The following is a 15,375-nucleotide window of genomic DNA, read 5'->3' as shown; positions in this document are numbered from 1 at the left end:
CCCGGCTCCCGGCCGTGCTGCCAGACCTGCTGTCGGTCCATTCAGGGAGTGCTGGCTCCGGGTGTTGTCTGGGTCGCCGTCGTGTGGCCCAGCCACAGTCATGGCATCACCGCCGACCCCACCCGGCGTCCGACCAATAGTTGGACGTCCTACAATCCTGTTATGAGTGTGCCTCTCTACTCGCCCAGCGAAGAGCACGAGATGCTGCGCGAAGCCGTCCGCGCCCTCGCTGACGAAAAGATCGCCCCCCGCGCCGCGGCCGCCGACGAGAACGAGGAGTTCCCCGCCGACGTCTACAAGGACCTGGTCGCGGCCGACTTCCACGCCGTCCACATCCCCGAGGAATACGGCGGCGCCGGTGCCGACGCCCTGGCCACCGTCATCGTCATCGAAGAGATCGCCCGCGCCTGCGCCTCCTCCTCGCTGATCCCCGCCGTCAACAAACTCGGCACCGTCCCTCTCCTGCTCTCGGCATCCGAGGAACTCAAAACCCAATACCTCACCCCGGTCGCCCGCGGCGACGGCATGTTCTCCTACGCCCTCTCCGAAGCCGACGCCGGCTCTGACGCCGCCGCCATGAAAACCCGCGCGGTCCCCGACGGCGACCACTACATCCTCAACGGCACTAAATCCTGGATCACAAACGCCGGAATCTCCGAGTACTACACGGTCATGGCCGTAACCGACCCGACCGCCGGCCCTCGCGGCATCTCCGCCTTCGTCGTCGAGAAATCCGACGAGGGCGTCTCCTTCGGCCCCAAGGAAAAGAAGCTCGGCATCAAGGCTTCCCCCACCCGCCAGGTCATCCTGAACAACGTCCGCATCCCCGCCACCCGCATGATCGGCGCCCCCGGCACCGGCTTCAAAACCGCCCTCGCCACCCTCGACCACACCCGCATCACCATCGCCGCCCAAGCCCTAGGCATCGCCCAAGGCGCCCTCGACTACGCGATCGGCTACGTCAAACAACGCAAACAATTCGGCCGCCCCATCGCCGACTTCCAGGGCCTCCAATTCATGATCGCCGACATGGCCATGAAACTGGAATCCGCCCGCCAACTCACCTACGCCGCCGCCGCCAAATCCGACCTGGCCATGCACGGCACCCCCGTCAAAGACCTCACCTTCTTCTCCAGCGCCGCCAAATGTGCCGCCAGCGACGCCGCCATGGACATCACCACCGACGCCGTCCAACTCCTAGGCGGCTACGGCTACACCCGCGACTACCCAGTAGAACGCATGATGCGCGACGCCAAAATCACCCAGATCTACGAGGGCACCAACCAGATCCAACGCATGGTGATGGCCCGCCAACTCCTGAAGTAGCCCCTGACATGCAGAAACCCCGCCACGCGGGGTTCGAGGCGGGGTTCCTTGTGTCCGATTCAGCATCCTAAACGATCACTGTTCCGTCCCTGTTCCGTGAGAGACCGGCCGCGGCCGGAACAGGCGATCGTCGATGGCCTGTCGGGCGCGGTCGTGGGAGCCCGGCATCATGTGGGCGTAGGCACGGAGCGTGAAGCCTGGGTCAGCGTGCCCGAGGTACTCGGCGAGCTCTTTGATGGAGACGGCTCCGGCGAGCATGACGCTCGCGTAGTAGTGGCGGAGTTGGTGGAGACCTTCCTTGCGGGAGGTCGAGAACCGCTTTCTCGCACGGGAGTCTTTCTCCGGCGCGGGGATGATCCCGGCTGAGGCGATCGCGGGTTTCCAGACAAGTTCGCTGTAGCCGCGCGCTCGAATGAACTTGTCGTCAGTCCAGCGGAACAGTAGATTCTGGGTGCGGAGCTTGCCGTTCGGCTTCTCCCAAGGGAGCGTGCATGTCAGCGGCGCGAAAGCCCTGATGTGCTGGCCGATGGCTGCGGCCGTCCACTGTGGAAGCGGCACAATGCGCTCACGGTCGTTCTTGGGCAGCGCATACACGTGCTCAGCCCCAAGCTTCTTGACCTGGCGCCGAACCCGGATGATGGCCTCATCGAAGTCGACGTCTTCAAGCGCGAGGCCGAGGAGCTCGCCTTGGCGCAGTCCGCACGATGCGGCGATGATCGGGATCAGCCGAAAGAGTTCAGGGTGGGCGTGAATCACGTCATGCACGCGCGTGTCGGACCAGGCGAGCGACTCCTCTCCACTCCGTTTCGGCACCTGGACGATAGGCGATCGAGCCGGATTCTTCTTGATCGCGTCGTCAGCGACAGCCAGCTCCAAGACTCCCTGTAGGACAAGGAAGGAGGTCTCGATGGTCGACGGGCCGAAGCGCTCGTTCAGGTCGCTGATCCAGGCCTGAATATGTGACGGGAGGATGCTCTTGACCTGCCGCCGGTCGAACGTCGGGGCGACATGGAGGCGATGGATGTACTCGTAACGGATCTTCGTTGATGGGTCGACAATACGAGAGGCGAGCCAGCGCCCAGCGAACTCCCCGAAGAGAGTCTTGCCGGCTTTCGGGTCGATGTAGTCGCCGCGGCTGACGTCGGTCTCCATCGAGGACGCCTTCTTCTCAGCGTCGACCTTGCGCTCGAATGCTTCGGAGACTTCCTTGCCGTCCGGGTTCAGCCATACCGCGAGCCAGCGCTTTCCGACGCCGTGACGTGCACTCTTGGCCTTCTCCGTTCGCCCACCCGGATGGCGGATGGTCTTGGTCCAGAGGTCCTTGACGAAGGCCATCGCTACTCCTGTTCCCGTACCCAGGACTCGACGTCCTCGGGGAGGTAGCGGAGATGTCGACCAACCTTGCGACTTCGCGGCCCTGTCCGGTGATGCCGCCACTGGTAGAGGGTCGCGATGGGGACACCGAGATATTCGGAGACGTCATCAACTGTCCAGAGGCGGCTGAGGGTCTTCATCGGAGGCCTCCCGCCGCGATAGCGGCCGAGAGAAGCGCCTCGCTCGGTGCGAAGCCCTGGCCTACGTAGTGCCAGTCGGAGACGACAAACACCGTGTTTCCGTTGAAGGCGGGAAGTCGTCCGTTGGTGACGTGGTCCTGTTGTACGTGCGCGGTTCGTTCGGCTCGGAGAGCGTTGAGGGTGGTGGAGTAGTACTGGGATCGGGTGGAGAAGTGGCCGCGGAAGCCGAGCATGTGTGCCCACTGGATCAGGCGGAGGTCAGCCAGTTCGTCTTGTGCGCCGAGGCGCATGCATGCGGCGATGAGCTGGCGGGCGTGCTCACGTACGGGGAGTGCGGCTAGATCGGTGGTCGGCAGGATGCGCTGGTCGAGGATGCCGATACTCTCGGCGCCCTTGACGGCGTACTTTGCGACGTATCCGGCGACGGCTTGTTCGGTGAGTTCGCCGGTCAAGGTGATGGGACGGATGTCGAGTTGGTCGCCCCAGCGCAGCATTCGATCCGGATCGTCGCCGTGGGCGGGAACGGTGGCCTGTACGACTCTGGCGGCGTGATGCACCGCGAGGCGCAGTACGTCGACGGTCGCCCAGGCCGGTGGAGCCGATTGGGGACCCTTCGGCCCGTCCAGGCGCATGATGGCATGGAAATGAACGAGGCCACGCCGCTGATACTCGGCGACCTTGGCGAAGGAGACGACGAGCTGTTCCCGCATCGCTTTGAGGGTGTGACCGCCGAGCTTGGCGAGGTTGCGTCGTAGAGCATCGGTGAATCGCTTCCACAGCAGCGGAGCGCAGGCGTTGAAGAGGACCGAGCCGGTGTAGTCGTAGCAGCCGCCGCATAGGGGTTCGCCGAGACGTTCCTCATCGGTTCCGTGCCGGGCGGTGCACGACAGGACCCGTCCATGAGGGCAGGTGATCGGCTTTCGGCGAGGGTGGCAGGGACGCAACGTGCCGTTGTTGTCCCGACGGGTGTGGACGGCGCCGAAGGAGGGTGCGGTGAGGGTGACGAACAGGCAGGGATGGGCGGTTACCGAGGTGGGGACGCCTTTGCCGCCGATGAGGCCGGCCCGGATGAGGTGGTAGGTATCGGCGCGGTAGATCTCGGCGCAGGCCGGGCAGCGGGAGGCGCGGCGGGTCTTGCACGGGAGGCGCAGGACGCCGTCCGGTTCGAGGTAGGTGCTGTAGCGGTGGAGTAGCGCGCCGGTTGTGCGGTCGCGGTGTTCGATCTTGCCGCGTAGGTGGATGGGCTGTCGGCATCCGCCGGTCCGTCTGATCTGATCGGCCCATCGTTCGTAGCTGAGGTGGTTGAGGCGGGTGATCGTGCCGCTGATCGCATGCGCGTTGGTCGGGTTTGTGGGCAAGATGGGTACCTCCTTTCGCTCGTTCGGGTGAGGGAGGGCCTCCGACCTGGCGTGTGTCTTGGCGGATGTGCGGCCAGGCCGGGGGCGTTGACGGGTCAGCAGTTGCCGAGCCCGTCACAGTGGCGGCAGGTGTCGCCGTAGGAGTCCGAGCCGGTTCCGCCGCAGTGGCAGCACTGCCAGCGCTTGGGCGCAATCTCGGGGAGCTCGTCGAGCTCGGCCGGTTCGGAGTCGTTCACGGGTGTCCTCCTTTCTCTGGTCTCTGGTCATGCGGGTTCTGGGTGGGCGCGTATGTCGCGGAGGAGGTCGGAGGCGAGTTGGTTGGACACGCCGAGGCGGGTGCGGAGCATGTCGCGGGTGATGGGTTTGCCGTGGCGGGCGTGGTGTTCGTCGGCTACGCGGCGGGCGTAGGCGAGCAGGGACGAGGACGGGGCAGGCCGACCGTCCCGGACGGCGGGGACGGGCGCGGTTAATGGGGACGGGTCGAGGACGGGTAGGCCGGTGTTCTCGGTCGACACGTCCTCGGGTGTCGGGATGGGGTCGGATGCCGTGGACGGTTCGGATTGTGGGCTGGTGGTGCGGCGTTCGAGCATGGAGATGGCGATCAGGAACGCGCCCGCTGGGGTGGCGGCGGTGAGCCATCCCCAGGGGGTGGGTTCGGCTTGGTGGAGGTTGGCGGCCAGGGACAGGACGATCCCGGCGACCAGGACGAGGGTGGGCCAGGAGGTCCAGCCCTGCCGCGTGCGGCGGGTTTTCTTGTCGCGTTGGCGTTCGCGGGCGGCCATGACGCAGGTGAGGTCGATGCAGACGGCCACGGCCCAGGCCATCCAGCCGTCTTGGCCGTGTTCGGTGGCGGTGTCGCGGATGTGGGTGAAGGAGCCCGTACCGGCGATGAGCGCCAGGATTAGGACGGGGCCGGTGTCGATCAGCCAGGCGGACAAGGCACGCATGATGGGCTTCCTCCCTTCGTGATCGGGTCAGGCGGGGATCTTCTGTTCGGCGCAGATGGCGGCCCATTCCGGGGTGAGGTGGGCGTAGGTGTGCGCGGCCTGTTCGGCGGTCTTCTCGGAGATGTAGAAGGAGCGGGCGCGGTACCACTGGCCGTCTTGGTTGGCGACGATGGCGACGCCGGGCTTTTCGGCGGGGATGGCGCGGGCGGAGTCGAGGGCGGACGGGTCGAGGTCGCCGAGGGTCATGGTGGCGGTTTCGGGATCGTTGACCCGGTGGCAGATGCGTCCGGAGCATTGGGCGCGTAGGGCGGTGACGCCGGGGCCGAGTTCGGAGCTGATGCGCTGGCCGGAACAGAACAGGTAGATGCCGAAGGCGCGGCCGAGTTGGGCTATGCGCAGGAGCGCGGTGGAGATGCGGGCGATCTCGTCTTTCTCGCTCTTGTCGGCCATCAGGTAGAGCTCGGCCAGCTCATCGACCAGGACCACAATGGGAACCGGCCGATCATCCGGCGGGAGCTGCCAGATGTTGCGGGCGCCGGCGGTCCGGCACCGGCCCATGCGGCCGATCATGAGACCGATCAAGTCGGCCAGCAGTTCACTGCATTCGCTGCGGGAAGTGGCGAGCGCCGACAGGCGAGGCTTGTACGGGGTGAACTCGACGCCGCCTTTGAGGTCGAAGCCGACCAGCGCGACCGGTTGGGGCGCGAGGCCAACCAGGAGCGCGTTGGCGAGATTCGACTTTCCCGATTGGGTCGCTCCGGCGTTGATCCAGTGCGGGACGGTGGTGAAGTCGATCAGCCATGCGCCGCCGGTTTCTAGTCGGCCTACCGTGACTTTGAGGAGGTCGGGTGAGGGTGGGACGTGGTCGACTCGGATGAGCGGGTCATGGGTGGTGACGTTGAGGCGGATTCGTCCGGGCTTGTCGGAGGAGACCCTGACGGCGTGGACGCCCCAGGAGTGGGCGAGGCGTTCGGCGACCTCGGAGTAGTCGGCGGGGATCTGCCCTTCCAGGAGTCGGAGGGTGACGCGCCAGCCGTACCGGGTGGGGAGGGGGAGCCACATCCACGGCTTGGTGTCGACGGCGACGCGGCGGAAGGTGCGGCGGACTTTCACGGTGCCGGTGGAGACGAGTGCGGCCGGGGTGATGGTCCACCAGAAGCGCTGACGCTTCTTGGTCAGGCCGCAGCCGAGGGCGACCTTGCGCCAGCTGGCGCGGACCTGGATGGCGGTGCAGGGGTAGGCGAGGACGTACCAGAACGAGGTGGGGTGGAAGTGGCGCCAGGCCCAGAGCCCGGCCGCGAGGACGGCCAGGCCTGCGGGTAAGGCGAGAAGCTCCGGCAGGGTGTCAGGCACGGTCGCCGTCCACCGGTCCGGAGTAGGCGGGCCGGAAGGACGCGGCGCGGTAGGAGATGCCCCACCGGCCGGAGGTCTCCCAGACATAACCGATCATGTCGATGGGGGTTACCTCCGCTCCGGCGGGGACGCCCGGATCGCCGGAGGTTCCGATCTTGACGAGTTCGATCCGGCCGAAGGTGTCTTCGACCGACAGGACGGTTTCGTAGATGGCCTGGCCGGTCTTGTCGAGCTTGATTTCTCCGGTGTCGCGGTTCAGGACGCGGGGGTGAGGAGCCTTCACGCAGGTGAAGACGAGCTTGGCCGTGTCGACCGGGATGGGGATGGTTCGCATCAGGAGACCTCCTTTGCTCACATAGCCAACATAGTTAACCTGGTTGGCTTGGTTGTCAATGTGCTCGTGGTTGGCTTGGTCGGTTTCTCGTGGTGAGATGAGGGGCGATGGTCAAGAAGACGGGCAGGCCCGGGTACCTTCAGATCGCCGACGAACTGCGGGAGCGGATTCGCGGCGGGCTTCTCGCGCCCGGAGAGCCGCTGCCGTCCACCGCCCAGCTGGCCGAGCAGTTCGACGCCTCGTTGTCGGTGGTGAAGATGGCGATGGGGATCTTGCGCAACGAGGGCCTTGTCGTCGGCCAGCAGGGCAAGGGCGTGTTCGTCCGGGAGGACAACCAGCCCGAGCAGCCCGAGCAGGATGCGGACTTGCGAGCCGAGGTCACCGCCCTGCGAAGTGCCGTGCGGGACTTGACTCGACGCCTGGAGCAGGTGGAAGCGGCGTTGCCCGCAGCTGCTCGGAAGGCCGGCGCCTAGGACGTCCGTCGTGGACGTGGCAGCCGGTCACCCGCCGGGCGAACGCGGCCGGGACGGTCGGGGCGTTGGTGGGCAGGTGCCGGCGGTTGTCCTCCTGGCGCATTCCGGCCAGGACCACGACGAAGCCGATCAGGACGGCGGCGGCCAGGAGCGCGGCGATGATCAGCGGCAGCCAGCTCATGAGGTGACGCCCTGGATGGTGGCGCGGTGCGGGTCACGGGGAGGACGGCGGTTCAGGTTGCGCCGCCGCTTGACGCGCAGTCGGGCCGCCTGACGTCTGGCCCATCGTTCGCGCGCCGCGCATTTGCGGCAGAGTTTCTGTCCTTCGGTGAGGGCCGCGCCGCAGGGGCAGGCCGGGGGTTCCTCCGCTGGGGTAGCAATCGTGTTGGTCATGATCACTCCTCCTTTCCTCGGTCGGTTCGCTGTTCCTTACCGAGGGTGCGAGGAAGTGTCAGGACGAGATCACTACATGACCGGACGTGTTCAAGACGTCCGGCTTAGGATGAACGGGTCCCCGGACGTCCCGAACGGGCAGGTGAGATGGCGAACGAGCGGCTGCGCGCGGCTCTGCTGGAGCGCGGGGTGAGCGTCGCGGAGCTGGCGGCAGCCATCGAGGTGGACCCCAAGACCGTCGAACGGTGGATCACCAAAGGGCGCGCACCGTACCGAAGACACAGGTACGCGGTCTCCTCGCATCTCGGGATGGACGAGTCCTATCTCTGGCCGGAAGCGCTGACGCGGGACCAGGTGGCCTCAGCATCAGAGAGCGAGATCGTCACCGTTTATCCGCATCGCTGGGCGGTCCCTCGTGACACCTGGGGACGTCTGTTCTCCGACGCGGAGGAACAGATCGGCATCCTGGTCTACAGCGGCATGTTCCTCGCCGAGGATTCCGGGTTGGTCCGGGTTCTGGGGGAGAAGGCTCGGACGGGTGTCCAGGTCCGGATTCTTCTCGGCAATCCCGACAGTACGGAAGTCGCCCAGCGGGGTGCGGACGAGGGCATTGACGAGGGGATGGCGGCCAAAGTCCGCAACGCGCTCGTTCTCTACCGGCCCATCCTCCGTATCGAAGGCGTTCAGATCCGGCTGCATCGCACGATTCTCTACAACTCGATCTATCGCGCCGATGACCAGCTTCTCGTCAACACGCATGTCTACGGCGCCCCCGCGGCCAACGCCCCGGTTCTCCATCTACGTCGGGTCGCCGGCGGGGACATGGTGGCCACCTACCTGGAGAGTTTCGAGCGCGTCTGGTCCGAGGCCGCCCCGGTAGAGTCCTGAGTATGGGCAAACGGATCGATTTCTACGATGACCCAGACGCGCCCGCAGCCAACAGCCTCGTCCCGTCGGTCAACGTCGTGGTGACCAACTCGGCCGGGGATATTCTGATGATCCGCCGCAGCGACAACGGGAACTGGGCCGTCCCCGGAGGCGCGATCGATCTGGGCGAGTCACTGCCTGCCGCAGGTGTTCGTGAGACTCTTGAGGAGACCGGCATCGTCTGCGAGATCACGGGACTGGTCGGGACCTATTCCGATCCCCGTCACGTGATCCTCTACACCAGCAACGGCGAGGCCCGGCAAGAGTTTTCCATCGTCCTCACCGCCCAGGCCGTCAGCGGCGAGCCGACCCCGAGCAGCGAATCAACCGAGGTCGCCTGGGTGCCGCGCGAGCAGGTGGCCACTCTGAAGATGGATCGCTCAATGCGTCTGCGGATCGGCCACTACCTAGACCAGGCAGTCAAGCCGCACATCGGATAGCGCCAACCGCGTCTCCACGGCTCGGACCGCCGACAGAATGCACGGCTCAGACCGATTGATCGACCAGGTCACCTCATCGTCCGGTCCGTAGCGTGAGCGGATCTCGGCCAGCCGATCGAATACCGTCAGCGGTAGCCCGTCCGGGCTGGTGGTCATGTCGCAGAACGTCAGCGCTTCCACCAGGTCGCCGCGCTCCTTGGGGAACTCGCTGGTGAGGATGTCGAGGAGGCCACGCTGGCCGGCCTCGATCTCGGCGCAGGTGTGGTGGGCGACCAGGCGACACAGGAGTTCGTCGGCCCCGTGGATGTCGCGGAGGTAACGGCCGCCGTCGATCGGGTGGAACCCGGTGTCGATCAGGTCAGGGGCGTACCCGATATCGTGCAGCCACGCGGAAGCGGCCAGGATTTCAGCGTCCTTGCCGAGGATCGGCGCCAGGGATTCGGCGCGGCGGCCGACGCCCTGCGAGTGCTCCCAACGGCGCGGCAGATGCCGCTCCAGGACCTTGCGTGCCAGCTCACGAGCCCATTCGACTTGTCTCATGCTGTTCACGATAGGGAGGCGACCCCGGGGGACATCTAGCCCGATTGTTGGACGTCCCGGGACGTCCTATTTCCGCAGGTGCGCGGCGGGTGACGTACCGGCCCTTGCCGTGTTTCGTCTCTAGAAGTCCCTCACGTTCGAGGACCGCCAGCGCTGACCGGGCGGTGTATCGGGAAATTCCGAACTCCTGTCGCAACGCTGCTTCGCTCGGCACCAGGGCACCTGGTGGCAGGAGACCGGTCTGGATTCGCTCGCGGAGCATCCGGGCGACGCCCTCATACTTGTACCGATCCTGCTGCGGATGTTCCCTTGCGGCGACTATCCAGCCCTTGGAAGGGATCGTGTCCAACAAGCCTTCCTGTTTGAGTTCGGTGAGCGCCCGCCGCAGCGTATTGCGCGCGATCTGGAGCTCCTTGCAAAGAACTCCCTCGGAGGGAAGCAGCGATCCCGCCTGATATTCCGCCGCGATGATTCGCCGGCGGAGCTGCTCGACGATTCTCGGCCAGACCCGTCGATGGACCAGCCAGTCGGGATCGCTGCTCATCTACGACGCCCGGAAACCGATCGAACCTTCGAGAACGACGCGGTCAAGCTTGCCCACGGTGCTCCCTCTCGTTCATCGACGACCACGGCCGGTACGGTCCGGCCCTTGGGTCGGCCCACAGCGCCTAGCCCCTGGCGTAGGTGCGGCGTTCGTGCTGGATGAGCCTCTGACAGAGCGAAGGACCTATCCACCCCACTTGAGGGACGTCTAGGGACTTCTTATGTTAGCGTCTCTGGCAGAACCCCACGCCCACGAGAGGTGCCCGTGAGCGACAACCTTCGATACGCGCTGATCAGAGCCCACCTACGGCCCGTAGACATCGCCGCAGAACTGGGCGTGGACCCCAAAACCGTCGACCGGTGGCTCAAAGGCCGCATCCCCTACCCACGCCACCGCTGGGCCATCGCCGAACTCCTCAACCTCGACGAAGGCGAACTGTGGCCCGACACCGTGCCACGCCGCCAAGGCGTCTCAAACGAAATCCTGGCCGTCTACCCACACCGCTGGGCCGTACCACACGCGGTATGGCAAGACCTGTTCGAGAGCGCAACCGAGGAAATCGGCATCCTCGCCTACAGCAGCCTCTTCCTCGCCGAAGACGCCGGACTAATCCGCAAGATCGCCGAACGAGCACGTAACGGCGTCAGGATCCGCATCCTTCTAGGCGACCCCGACAGCCAAGAGGTAGCAGCACGAGGATCCGACGAACGGATCGGCGGACACACCATGGCCGCCAAGATCAGGAACGCAATCACCCTGTTCCAGCCCCTGCGAGGACTACCAGGAGCCGAGCTCCGATTCCACCGCACGGTCCTCTACAACTCGATCTACCGAGCAGACGACGAACTCCTCGTCAACGCCCACGTCTACGGCGTGCCAGCGGCCGACGCCCCCGTGGTCCACCTACGAGCCAACGGAGATCAGGGCAGCGTCCCCGTCTACCTGACCAGCTTCGAACGCACCTGGGACACCGCAGACCCAGGAACATGATCCAAAGAAACTTCTCTTCACGTAGTCAAGCCGCTATCGCGGAAGGGCGAGTGAGGGGAGGAGGACGAGGGAAGAGGACACCCTTTGGGGAGAGGGTCAGCCTGGACGATCCAACAGAGAAGGCGGCCCGCGGGGAGCGGACACGCCGGGGAAGTGGTTCGGGCGACAAGCTATTCCTTCAAGCTGCTTCCCGGGACACTTCAGGTTGGGTTCGAGGTCTTGAGTGGTGCACAGCGCTACCCAGATGCCATCACGGCCCGCACGAGAGTGCACACGACGATGAGTTTCATGTGTTGGTCCGCGCGCTCGCCCGCCGGCGGCTGCGGCCTCTTCGGGCCGGTCCGCCGGCAGCGGCGCGCACCACGCCGACAAGCGGCGTGGGACATAGATGGCGGCAGTTGCCTTGTGCCGATGGGGTTCTCTCCCCAGCAGGGGTGAACGGACATGGCGGGGAAGAGAGCATGAGCCGAGAAGATTCCCGGAGACCAGAGCGACGACACTGGCGAAAGGGAGAAAGCCGGAGAAGGGGAGGGGATGAGCGGGGAGGTTGAATCGGGGGGAGACCTTGGGGCGCTGCCCCAAACCCCGGGGGCTCCAGCTCTGGGAAGCTCGCAGATCAAGAACCTGAAACCCGTGAATGGCTGAGGAGACCTGATCGTCCCGCCCGCCATCAACCCGGGCAAGCCCAGCAGACCAGCTCCTACGGCTCAAGCCCGGCTGTGCTGGCAGGGCAACCAGCGCGCGAGGAAGGCCACCGGGAACAGGTACACACGAAGCCGAGCTTGACCCTCCGACGCTGGCCTACTGCCCCTCCGGGGCGGGTCGACAGCGGACGGGAAGATCAGGGCAGGGGAACTTGTGCGGCACCGCCGTTGGCACCAAGATTCACTAGTCGCCGCTTACTGGCTGTTGATCGTCAATCGGGTCACGAGTCTCAACTTGTGGGGAGAGCTCACTCCTTGGATGGTGTTGCACGTAAGACTCTCGTGAGGGGCGACTATCCAGCCATGGCCAATTGCCCTCTCGATGATCAGTCAATAAAAGTGCCTCTGACAGCCCTAACTCTACCCGCATTGCGTTATGTAGCACTTCAAGTAGATCCTTCGCTTGGAACCAGCCCGGGTAGTAGTCGACGAATTTGCCTCGCCTCTCCACTTCAACAGTGATTTCCATAAGAGCGCCTGAAACCCGATCGGCTATATCTGCCACTGCTGGCGTAGCCATTAGCTCCACTTCGAGGAGGATCGGTTGTAGTTCGTCTTCCCATCGCTGAAAATACTCAACTAAGTCTTCATATATCTCAGCCGCTTCATCCTCTGATATCTGTGCCCTTTCGTCGTAGGGCAGGCGGGTCGCCACTCGGTCTATCTCTCGGAGCATTGAGTGCGCAAGTACCAAGTAACTGGCATAGATGCGCCGCCGATCCGCCAACCATCGCCTGGCATCTTCGGAGACCAATCGACGCTTTTCATTGCGTCGAGTGATCCAGCCGGTGAGTAGGACACCTCCGAGCCCACCGCCCAGGGCGAAGGCTCCCGTCAAGATCGACGGCATAAGATCGGCTGCCACGCCTTGAGCGTAGAGGTAGGTCGAGTGCCATGTGGGCGTGCTGATACGAATCGTCGGACTTCACCCGTGTGGCTGAGTGACGCCGGCGAGCTCGCTGCGTGACAACGCCAACGGACGGCTCCGGATACTGGCGCACGACAGGCGGCTGGACATTCCGCGGCCTACCGTGGATATCGGGCAGCGGATTCGGCCCGTATGCGTGCATGCTTGCCCGTATGAACTCGCTCCCCGGAGAGGCCGAAGCGGGCAAGCGCCTGAAGCAGACAGCGTTTCGTGACTTCGAGCCGATCCCCGATGATGATCACAATCGACGAGGAACGACCTACAAACTGCCGCTGAGCCGGCACGATGTGCCGGTTCCGTCACTGTTCAAGTATGCGCTCACGCTCATCGGACTCACGGCGTATGGACCTGGTGAGAAGGTCGAGTGGTGGGTTAACTTCGCCTACCGGGGCGAGTGGTGCGAGCTCGCGCATCAGAAGTTCGGGCTCCGGCTCTACCTGTGCACCGAGAAGCCTGAAGAGGAGGCACGCAAGACCCAGGTCCAGATCGTCAAGAAGCTCCGGTCCTCGATGCGCACGGTCGAAAAGCTGATTGTGGACGCGGCACCCGAACTGCTTGGCAAAGGAAGCGCCACCGTAGTGAACCAGCACAGATCGCTCCGGCGTGCTTACGAATACTTCCGCGAACGCGCCATCGACCCACTGTTCATCGAGGATGAGCACATCACGCACGACCCGATCGAAGGACTGATCCAGTCCTGGTACTCCTTCACGAGCGGCAAGTTCCAGATACAGATGAACGCCTTCCACGACATGATCGCGGCGATCTCGGCGTACATCAGCTTGCTGGAGCACGACCTGGTATTAGCCCTGGCGTTCAATGGCTTTGACCCGGATCGCGACGACCTCACCGACGTGATCGGGTCACGGTGGGGCGATAAGTTCGACCGCGTTCTCGGCAAAGACCACGATGCCGCCCGCTACCGTCAGCGACTCACGGACGTTGTCGAACGATGGCGTAATCCCTACTCTCACGGCGGCTTCGAGAAAGGCCATAGCGCAACCATCTATCTGCACACGCCAGGGGTAAACGCAGCGATACCGATCGGTCTGACCAGCGTGCGCAGCAGTCCGCTGTTCTCCCTCATGCCAGCATCTGAGACCGACATCACGCAGGTATTCGAACTCTTTGACGAAATTGACGCGTGGCTGGAGTCAGAGCTTCCCGAGGGCATGCGGTGGATCAACTCGGGACTGGACGTCCGCTTCGACGCGTCCTTCCGTGCGCGGCTCGCTCAGGCTCAACAGGAGGACGACTTCACGGGTTTCCTGGAGTTCTTCGAGTACCAGCAGGCGATGATCGACAACATGGATTACTGAGCCGCACCGCTGGGCGAAGGCATGCCAGGTGGGGCACTCTGGAAGATCAGGACGGGGGAATATGCGCGAGCAGGACGACCAGCCGAAGGCAAACAAAGGGCCGGGAGCGGAAACCGCTCCCGGCCCTCAAACCGAGCGGGATTCGATCTGCCTGGAGGTCAAGAGGTCGCAGGTTCAAATCTTGTCGTCCCGACCAGATCCATCCGAGGCACCTTTCCGATCTTTGGGAGCCAAACCCGGTGGCTCTTCCCGGGATATGGATTTCTCCTAAACTCAGTCCGCACCACACGCGACCGCGATTTTCTTGCGCCACACTCCCGGGTCGGGCCACTGGTCCGGTGACGCCACGAAGGTCCCGCGCGGGTGGCGGTAGAACACCCAGCCCGCTTCCTGCAATATCTTCATCGCGTGCCGGACCGTATGCACAGAGACCTCATACTGCTTGCTCAGCGCGCCACGGGTGGGGATCGCCTTGTCCGGCGGGTAGACGCCCGCCCGGATCTGCGTGGCCAGGTCCTGGGCGATCACCGCATACGCGGGCATCGAATACGGCGAGGGCGTGACGTCCCGCCGTCCGACGAAGGTTCCCATCGCCGGCACCGTGTAAGCCAGGCCGCGCGTGCGCAACTCTCGATGCACCTGCCGCGCCGTCCCCCGCGAAATCCGATAGGTCCGCAGCAGTTCTGTCTCGCCGGGAACCTGGTCCCCGATCCTCAGCTTCCCTCGCTTGATCCGGTCCGTCAGGATGTCGGCCACCTGGAGATACAGCGGATCCGGGCCTTCCCGGTCCAGCTCATCCGGCTTTGCTCGCCGCCACTGCTCGTTGTTCATGCCAGCTCTTCCTCCGCGTATCCCGCACAACAGGTGCCCGTGCTCATCCCGAACCACAGCGCCTCATCCACCGCCAACCCCCGCGCCCGCATCGCGGCGACGGTACGAACCACATCCCCGCCCCTCTGCCTCTTCCCGGGGCCGGCGTGGCAACCGGTGTCGTCTTGATCCCGGGGCGCGTGATGCAGGAAACGCCCCGCCAACCCCTCACAGAACGCCGCGTACTCACGGGTGTGAAGGATGAACACGTGCCACCCGACGCCGACGCGGGGCGAGAGCACATAGCCCCCGCCAGGCGCTCCGGCCAGAAGCCGCAGAAACCCCAGCGCCTAGTCCGAAAACAGGACCTCAGCTGGGCAGGCGGCAGCGTCCGGCGGCGGGATGTGATGCCGCCGGTGCAGGCGGGAGCGGTCGGTCAGCGGGTTGGGGTCACCGGTAGATGGTTCTCATCGGG

19 protein-coding genes are annotated in these 15,375 nt (G+C 64.8%); 7 read left to right on the top strand and 12 right to left on the bottom strand.

All coding sequences use genetic code 11. The features are described from left to right. The first annotated feature begins 162 nt into the window (after positions 1-162). A complete protein-coding gene (locus tag ABGB08_RS43570) occupies positions 163-1,326 on the top strand; it encodes an acyl-CoA dehydrogenase family protein (protein ID WP_155361027.1) in 1,164 nt (387 codons plus the stop codon). A gap of 75 nt (positions 1,327-1,401) precedes the next feature. Here ABGB08_RS43570 and ABGB08_RS43565 read toward each other — a convergent pair whose 3' ends face one another. The 7 genes from ABGB08_RS43565 to ABGB08_RS43535 all read right to left on the bottom strand — a co-directional run bounded on the left by ABGB08_RS43565 (position 1,402) and on the right by ABGB08_RS43535 (position 6,832). Beyond that, entirely contained in the window at positions 1,402-2,661 is a 1,260-nt protein-coding gene (locus ABGB08_RS43565; RefSeq protein WP_347603201.1) for a site-specific integrase, read from the bottom strand. 2 nt (positions 2,662-2,663) lie between these two features. Then, positions 2,664-2,840: a helix-turn-helix domain-containing protein gene (locus ABGB08_RS43560; RefSeq protein WP_347603198.1), complete on the bottom strand. Its 177-nt coding sequence runs from the start codon at positions 2,838-2,840 to the stop codon at positions 2,664-2,666. After that, positions 2,837-4,198 carry a replication initiator gene (locus ABGB08_RS43555; RefSeq protein WP_347603195.1) on the bottom strand — a complete coding sequence of 454 codons (1,362 nt, stop codon included), beginning with the start codon at positions 4,196-4,198 and terminating at the stop codon, positions 2,837-2,839. Before ABGB08_RS43555 ends, ABGB08_RS43560 begins: the two co-directional genes overlap by 4 nt. Positions 4,199-4,293: 95 nt before the next feature. After that, positions 4,294-4,434, bottom strand: coding sequence for a hypothetical protein (locus ABGB08_RS43550; protein WP_347603192.1), 141 nt, complete (start codon positions 4,432-4,434; stop codon positions 4,294-4,296). Between the two features lie 27 nt (positions 4,435-4,461). Beyond that, positions 4,462-5,145: a DUF2637 domain-containing protein gene (locus ABGB08_RS43545; RefSeq protein ID WP_347603189.1), complete on the bottom strand. Its 684-nt coding sequence runs from the start codon at positions 5,143-5,145 to the stop codon at positions 4,462-4,464. Between the two features lie 27 nt (positions 5,146-5,172). Continuing rightward, on the bottom strand, positions 5,173-6,498 hold the full coding sequence (locus tag ABGB08_RS43540) for an FtsK/SpoIIIE domain-containing protein (RefSeq protein ID WP_347603186.1): 1,326 nt from the start codon (positions 6,496-6,498) through the stop codon (positions 5,173-5,175). Then, the gene (locus ABGB08_RS43535; RefSeq protein ID WP_347603183.1) at positions 6,491-6,832 is read right to left on the bottom strand and encodes a hypothetical protein; all 342 of its coding nucleotides are present in this window, start codon (positions 6,830-6,832) and stop codon (positions 6,491-6,493) included. The genes ABGB08_RS43540 and ABGB08_RS43535 overlap by 8 nt, the downstream gene beginning before the upstream one ends. A gap of 107 nt (positions 6,833-6,939) precedes the next feature. On the opposite strand from ABGB08_RS43535, the gene ABGB08_RS43530 reads away from it, so the two are divergent. Continuing rightward, positions 6,940-7,305 carry a winged helix-turn-helix domain-containing protein gene (locus tag ABGB08_RS43530; protein WP_347603180.1) on the top strand — a complete coding sequence of 122 codons (366 nt, stop codon included), beginning with the start codon at positions 6,940-6,942 and terminating at the stop codon, positions 7,303-7,305. A gap of 177 nt (positions 7,306-7,482) precedes the next feature. On the opposite strand, the gene ABGB08_RS43525 is transcribed toward ABGB08_RS43530, so the two are convergent. Continuing rightward, positions 7,483-7,698: a hypothetical protein gene (locus ABGB08_RS43525; protein WP_347603177.1), complete on the bottom strand. Its 216-nt coding sequence runs from the start codon at positions 7,696-7,698 to the stop codon at positions 7,483-7,485. Positions 7,699-7,845: 147 nt separating this feature from the next. On the opposite strand from ABGB08_RS43525, the gene ABGB08_RS43520 reads away from it, so the two are divergent. Together ABGB08_RS43520 and ABGB08_RS43515 are read left to right on the top strand one after the other, a co-directional pair. Continuing rightward, a complete protein-coding gene (locus tag ABGB08_RS43520; RefSeq protein ID WP_347603174.1) occupies positions 7,846-8,586 on the top strand; it encodes a DUF5919 domain-containing protein in 741 nt (246 codons plus the stop codon). A 2-nt stretch (positions 8,587-8,588) separates the two neighbouring features. Then, entirely contained in the window at positions 8,589-9,065 is a 477-nt protein-coding gene (locus ABGB08_RS43515; protein ID WP_347603171.1) for an NUDIX domain-containing protein, read from the top strand. Here the strand turns inward: ABGB08_RS43515 and ABGB08_RS43510 are convergent. Together ABGB08_RS43510 and ABGB08_RS43505 are read right to left on the bottom strand one after the other, a co-directional pair. Beyond that, positions 9,033-9,605 (bottom strand): HD domain-containing protein, encoded by a 573-nt coding sequence (locus ABGB08_RS43510; RefSeq protein WP_347603168.1) that lies wholly within the window; start codon positions 9,603-9,605, stop codon positions 9,033-9,035. The genes ABGB08_RS43515 and ABGB08_RS43510 overlap by 33 nt on opposite strands. Further along, positions 9,580-10,149: a winged helix-turn-helix domain-containing protein gene (locus ABGB08_RS43505; RefSeq protein ID WP_347603165.1), complete on the bottom strand. Its 570-nt coding sequence runs from the start codon at positions 10,147-10,149 to the stop codon at positions 9,580-9,582. Before ABGB08_RS43505 ends, ABGB08_RS43510 begins: the two co-directional genes overlap by 26 nt. A gap of 264 nt (positions 10,150-10,413) precedes the next feature. Here ABGB08_RS43505 and ABGB08_RS43500 point away from each other — a divergent pair, with 264 nt between their 5' ends. Beyond that, positions 10,414-11,139, top strand: coding sequence for an XRE family transcriptional regulator (locus ABGB08_RS43500; protein WP_347603162.1), 726 nt, complete (start codon positions 10,414-10,416; stop codon positions 11,137-11,139). A gap of 888 nt (positions 11,140-12,027) precedes the next feature. On the opposite strand, the gene ABGB08_RS43495 is transcribed toward ABGB08_RS43500, so the two are convergent. After that, positions 12,028-12,708, bottom strand: a complete 681-nt coding sequence (locus ABGB08_RS43495) for a hypothetical protein (RefSeq protein ID WP_347603159.1) — start codon at positions 12,706-12,708, stop codon at positions 12,028-12,030. A 215-nt stretch (positions 12,709-12,923) separates the two neighbouring features. Between ABGB08_RS43495 and ABGB08_RS43490 the strand changes: the two genes are divergently transcribed. Beyond that, positions 12,924-14,090: a hypothetical protein gene (locus ABGB08_RS43490; RefSeq protein ID WP_347603156.1), complete on the top strand. Its 1,167-nt coding sequence runs from the start codon at positions 12,924-12,926 to the stop codon at positions 14,088-14,090. 273 nt (positions 14,091-14,363) lie between these two features. Here the strand turns inward: ABGB08_RS43490 and ABGB08_RS43485 are convergent, their stop codons facing one another. Next, on the bottom strand, positions 14,364-14,921 hold the full coding sequence (locus ABGB08_RS43485) for a GntR family transcriptional regulator (protein ID WP_347603153.1): 558 nt from the start codon (positions 14,919-14,921) through the stop codon (positions 14,364-14,366). A gap of 248 nt (positions 14,922-15,169) precedes the next feature. On the opposite strand from ABGB08_RS43485, the gene ABGB08_RS43480 reads away from it, so the two are divergent. After that, positions 15,170-15,375, top strand: a 206-nt coding sequence (locus ABGB08_RS43480) for a hypothetical protein (protein WP_347603150.1), incomplete at its 3' end; no start/stop codon positions are given.

Source organism: Acrocarpospora sp. B8E8, from assembly GCF_039871605.1.
Taxonomy (GTDB): domain Bacteria; phylum Actinomycetota; class Actinomycetes; order Streptosporangiales; family Streptosporangiaceae; genus Acrocarpospora; species Acrocarpospora macrocephala.
This window is presented reverse-complemented; position numbering and strand designations above follow the sequence as displayed.

What these genes read in the sequence shown, in the direction of transcription:
- ABGB08_RS43525 (WP_347603177.1), bottom strand. Translation starts at nt 7,698, where the DNA reads ATGACCAACACGATTGCTACCCCAGCGGAGGAACCCCCGGCCTGCCCC.
- ABGB08_RS43565 (WP_347603201.1), bottom strand. Translation starts at nt 2,661, where the DNA reads ATGGCCTTCGTCAAGGACCTCTGGACCAAGACCATCCGCCATCCGGGT.
- ABGB08_RS43485 (WP_347603153.1), bottom strand. Translation starts at nt 14,921, where the DNA reads ATGAACAACGAGCAGTGGCGGCGAGCAAAGCCGGATGAGCTGGACCGG.
- ABGB08_RS43515 (WP_347603171.1), top strand. Translation starts at nt 8,589, where the DNA reads ATGGGCAAACGGATCGATTTCTACGATGACCCAGACGCGCCCGCAGCC.
- ABGB08_RS43530 (WP_347603180.1), top strand. Translation starts at nt 6,940, where the DNA reads ATGGTCAAGAAGACGGGCAGGCCCGGGTACCTTCAGATCGCCGACGAA.
- ABGB08_RS43505 (WP_347603165.1), bottom strand. Translation starts at nt 10,149, where the DNA reads ATGAGCAGCGATCCCGACTGGCTGGTCCATCGACGGGTCTGGCCGAGA.
- ABGB08_RS43520 (WP_347603174.1), top strand. Translation starts at nt 7,846, where the DNA reads ATGGCGAACGAGCGGCTGCGCGCGGCTCTGCTGGAGCGCGGGGTGAGC.
- ABGB08_RS43560 (WP_347603198.1), bottom strand. Translation starts at nt 2,840, where the DNA reads ATGAAGACCCTCAGCCGCCTCTGGACAGTTGATGACGTCTCCGAATAT.
- ABGB08_RS43570 (WP_155361027.1), top strand. Translation starts at nt 163, where the DNA reads ATGAGTGTGCCTCTCTACTCGCCCAGCGAAGAGCACGAGATGCTGCGC.
- ABGB08_RS43535 (WP_347603183.1), bottom strand. Translation starts at nt 6,832, where the DNA reads ATGCGAACCATCCCCATCCCGGTCGACACGGCCAAGCTCGTCTTCACC.
- ABGB08_RS43545 (WP_347603189.1), bottom strand. Translation starts at nt 5,145, where the DNA reads ATGCGTGCCTTGTCCGCCTGGCTGATCGACACCGGCCCCGTCCTAATC.
- ABGB08_RS43510 (WP_347603168.1), bottom strand. Translation starts at nt 9,605, where the DNA reads ATGAGACAAGTCGAATGGGCTCGTGAGCTGGCACGCAAGGTCCTGGAG.
- ABGB08_RS43490 (WP_347603156.1), top strand. Translation starts at nt 12,924, where the DNA reads ATGAACTCGCTCCCCGGAGAGGCCGAAGCGGGCAAGCGCCTGAAGCAG.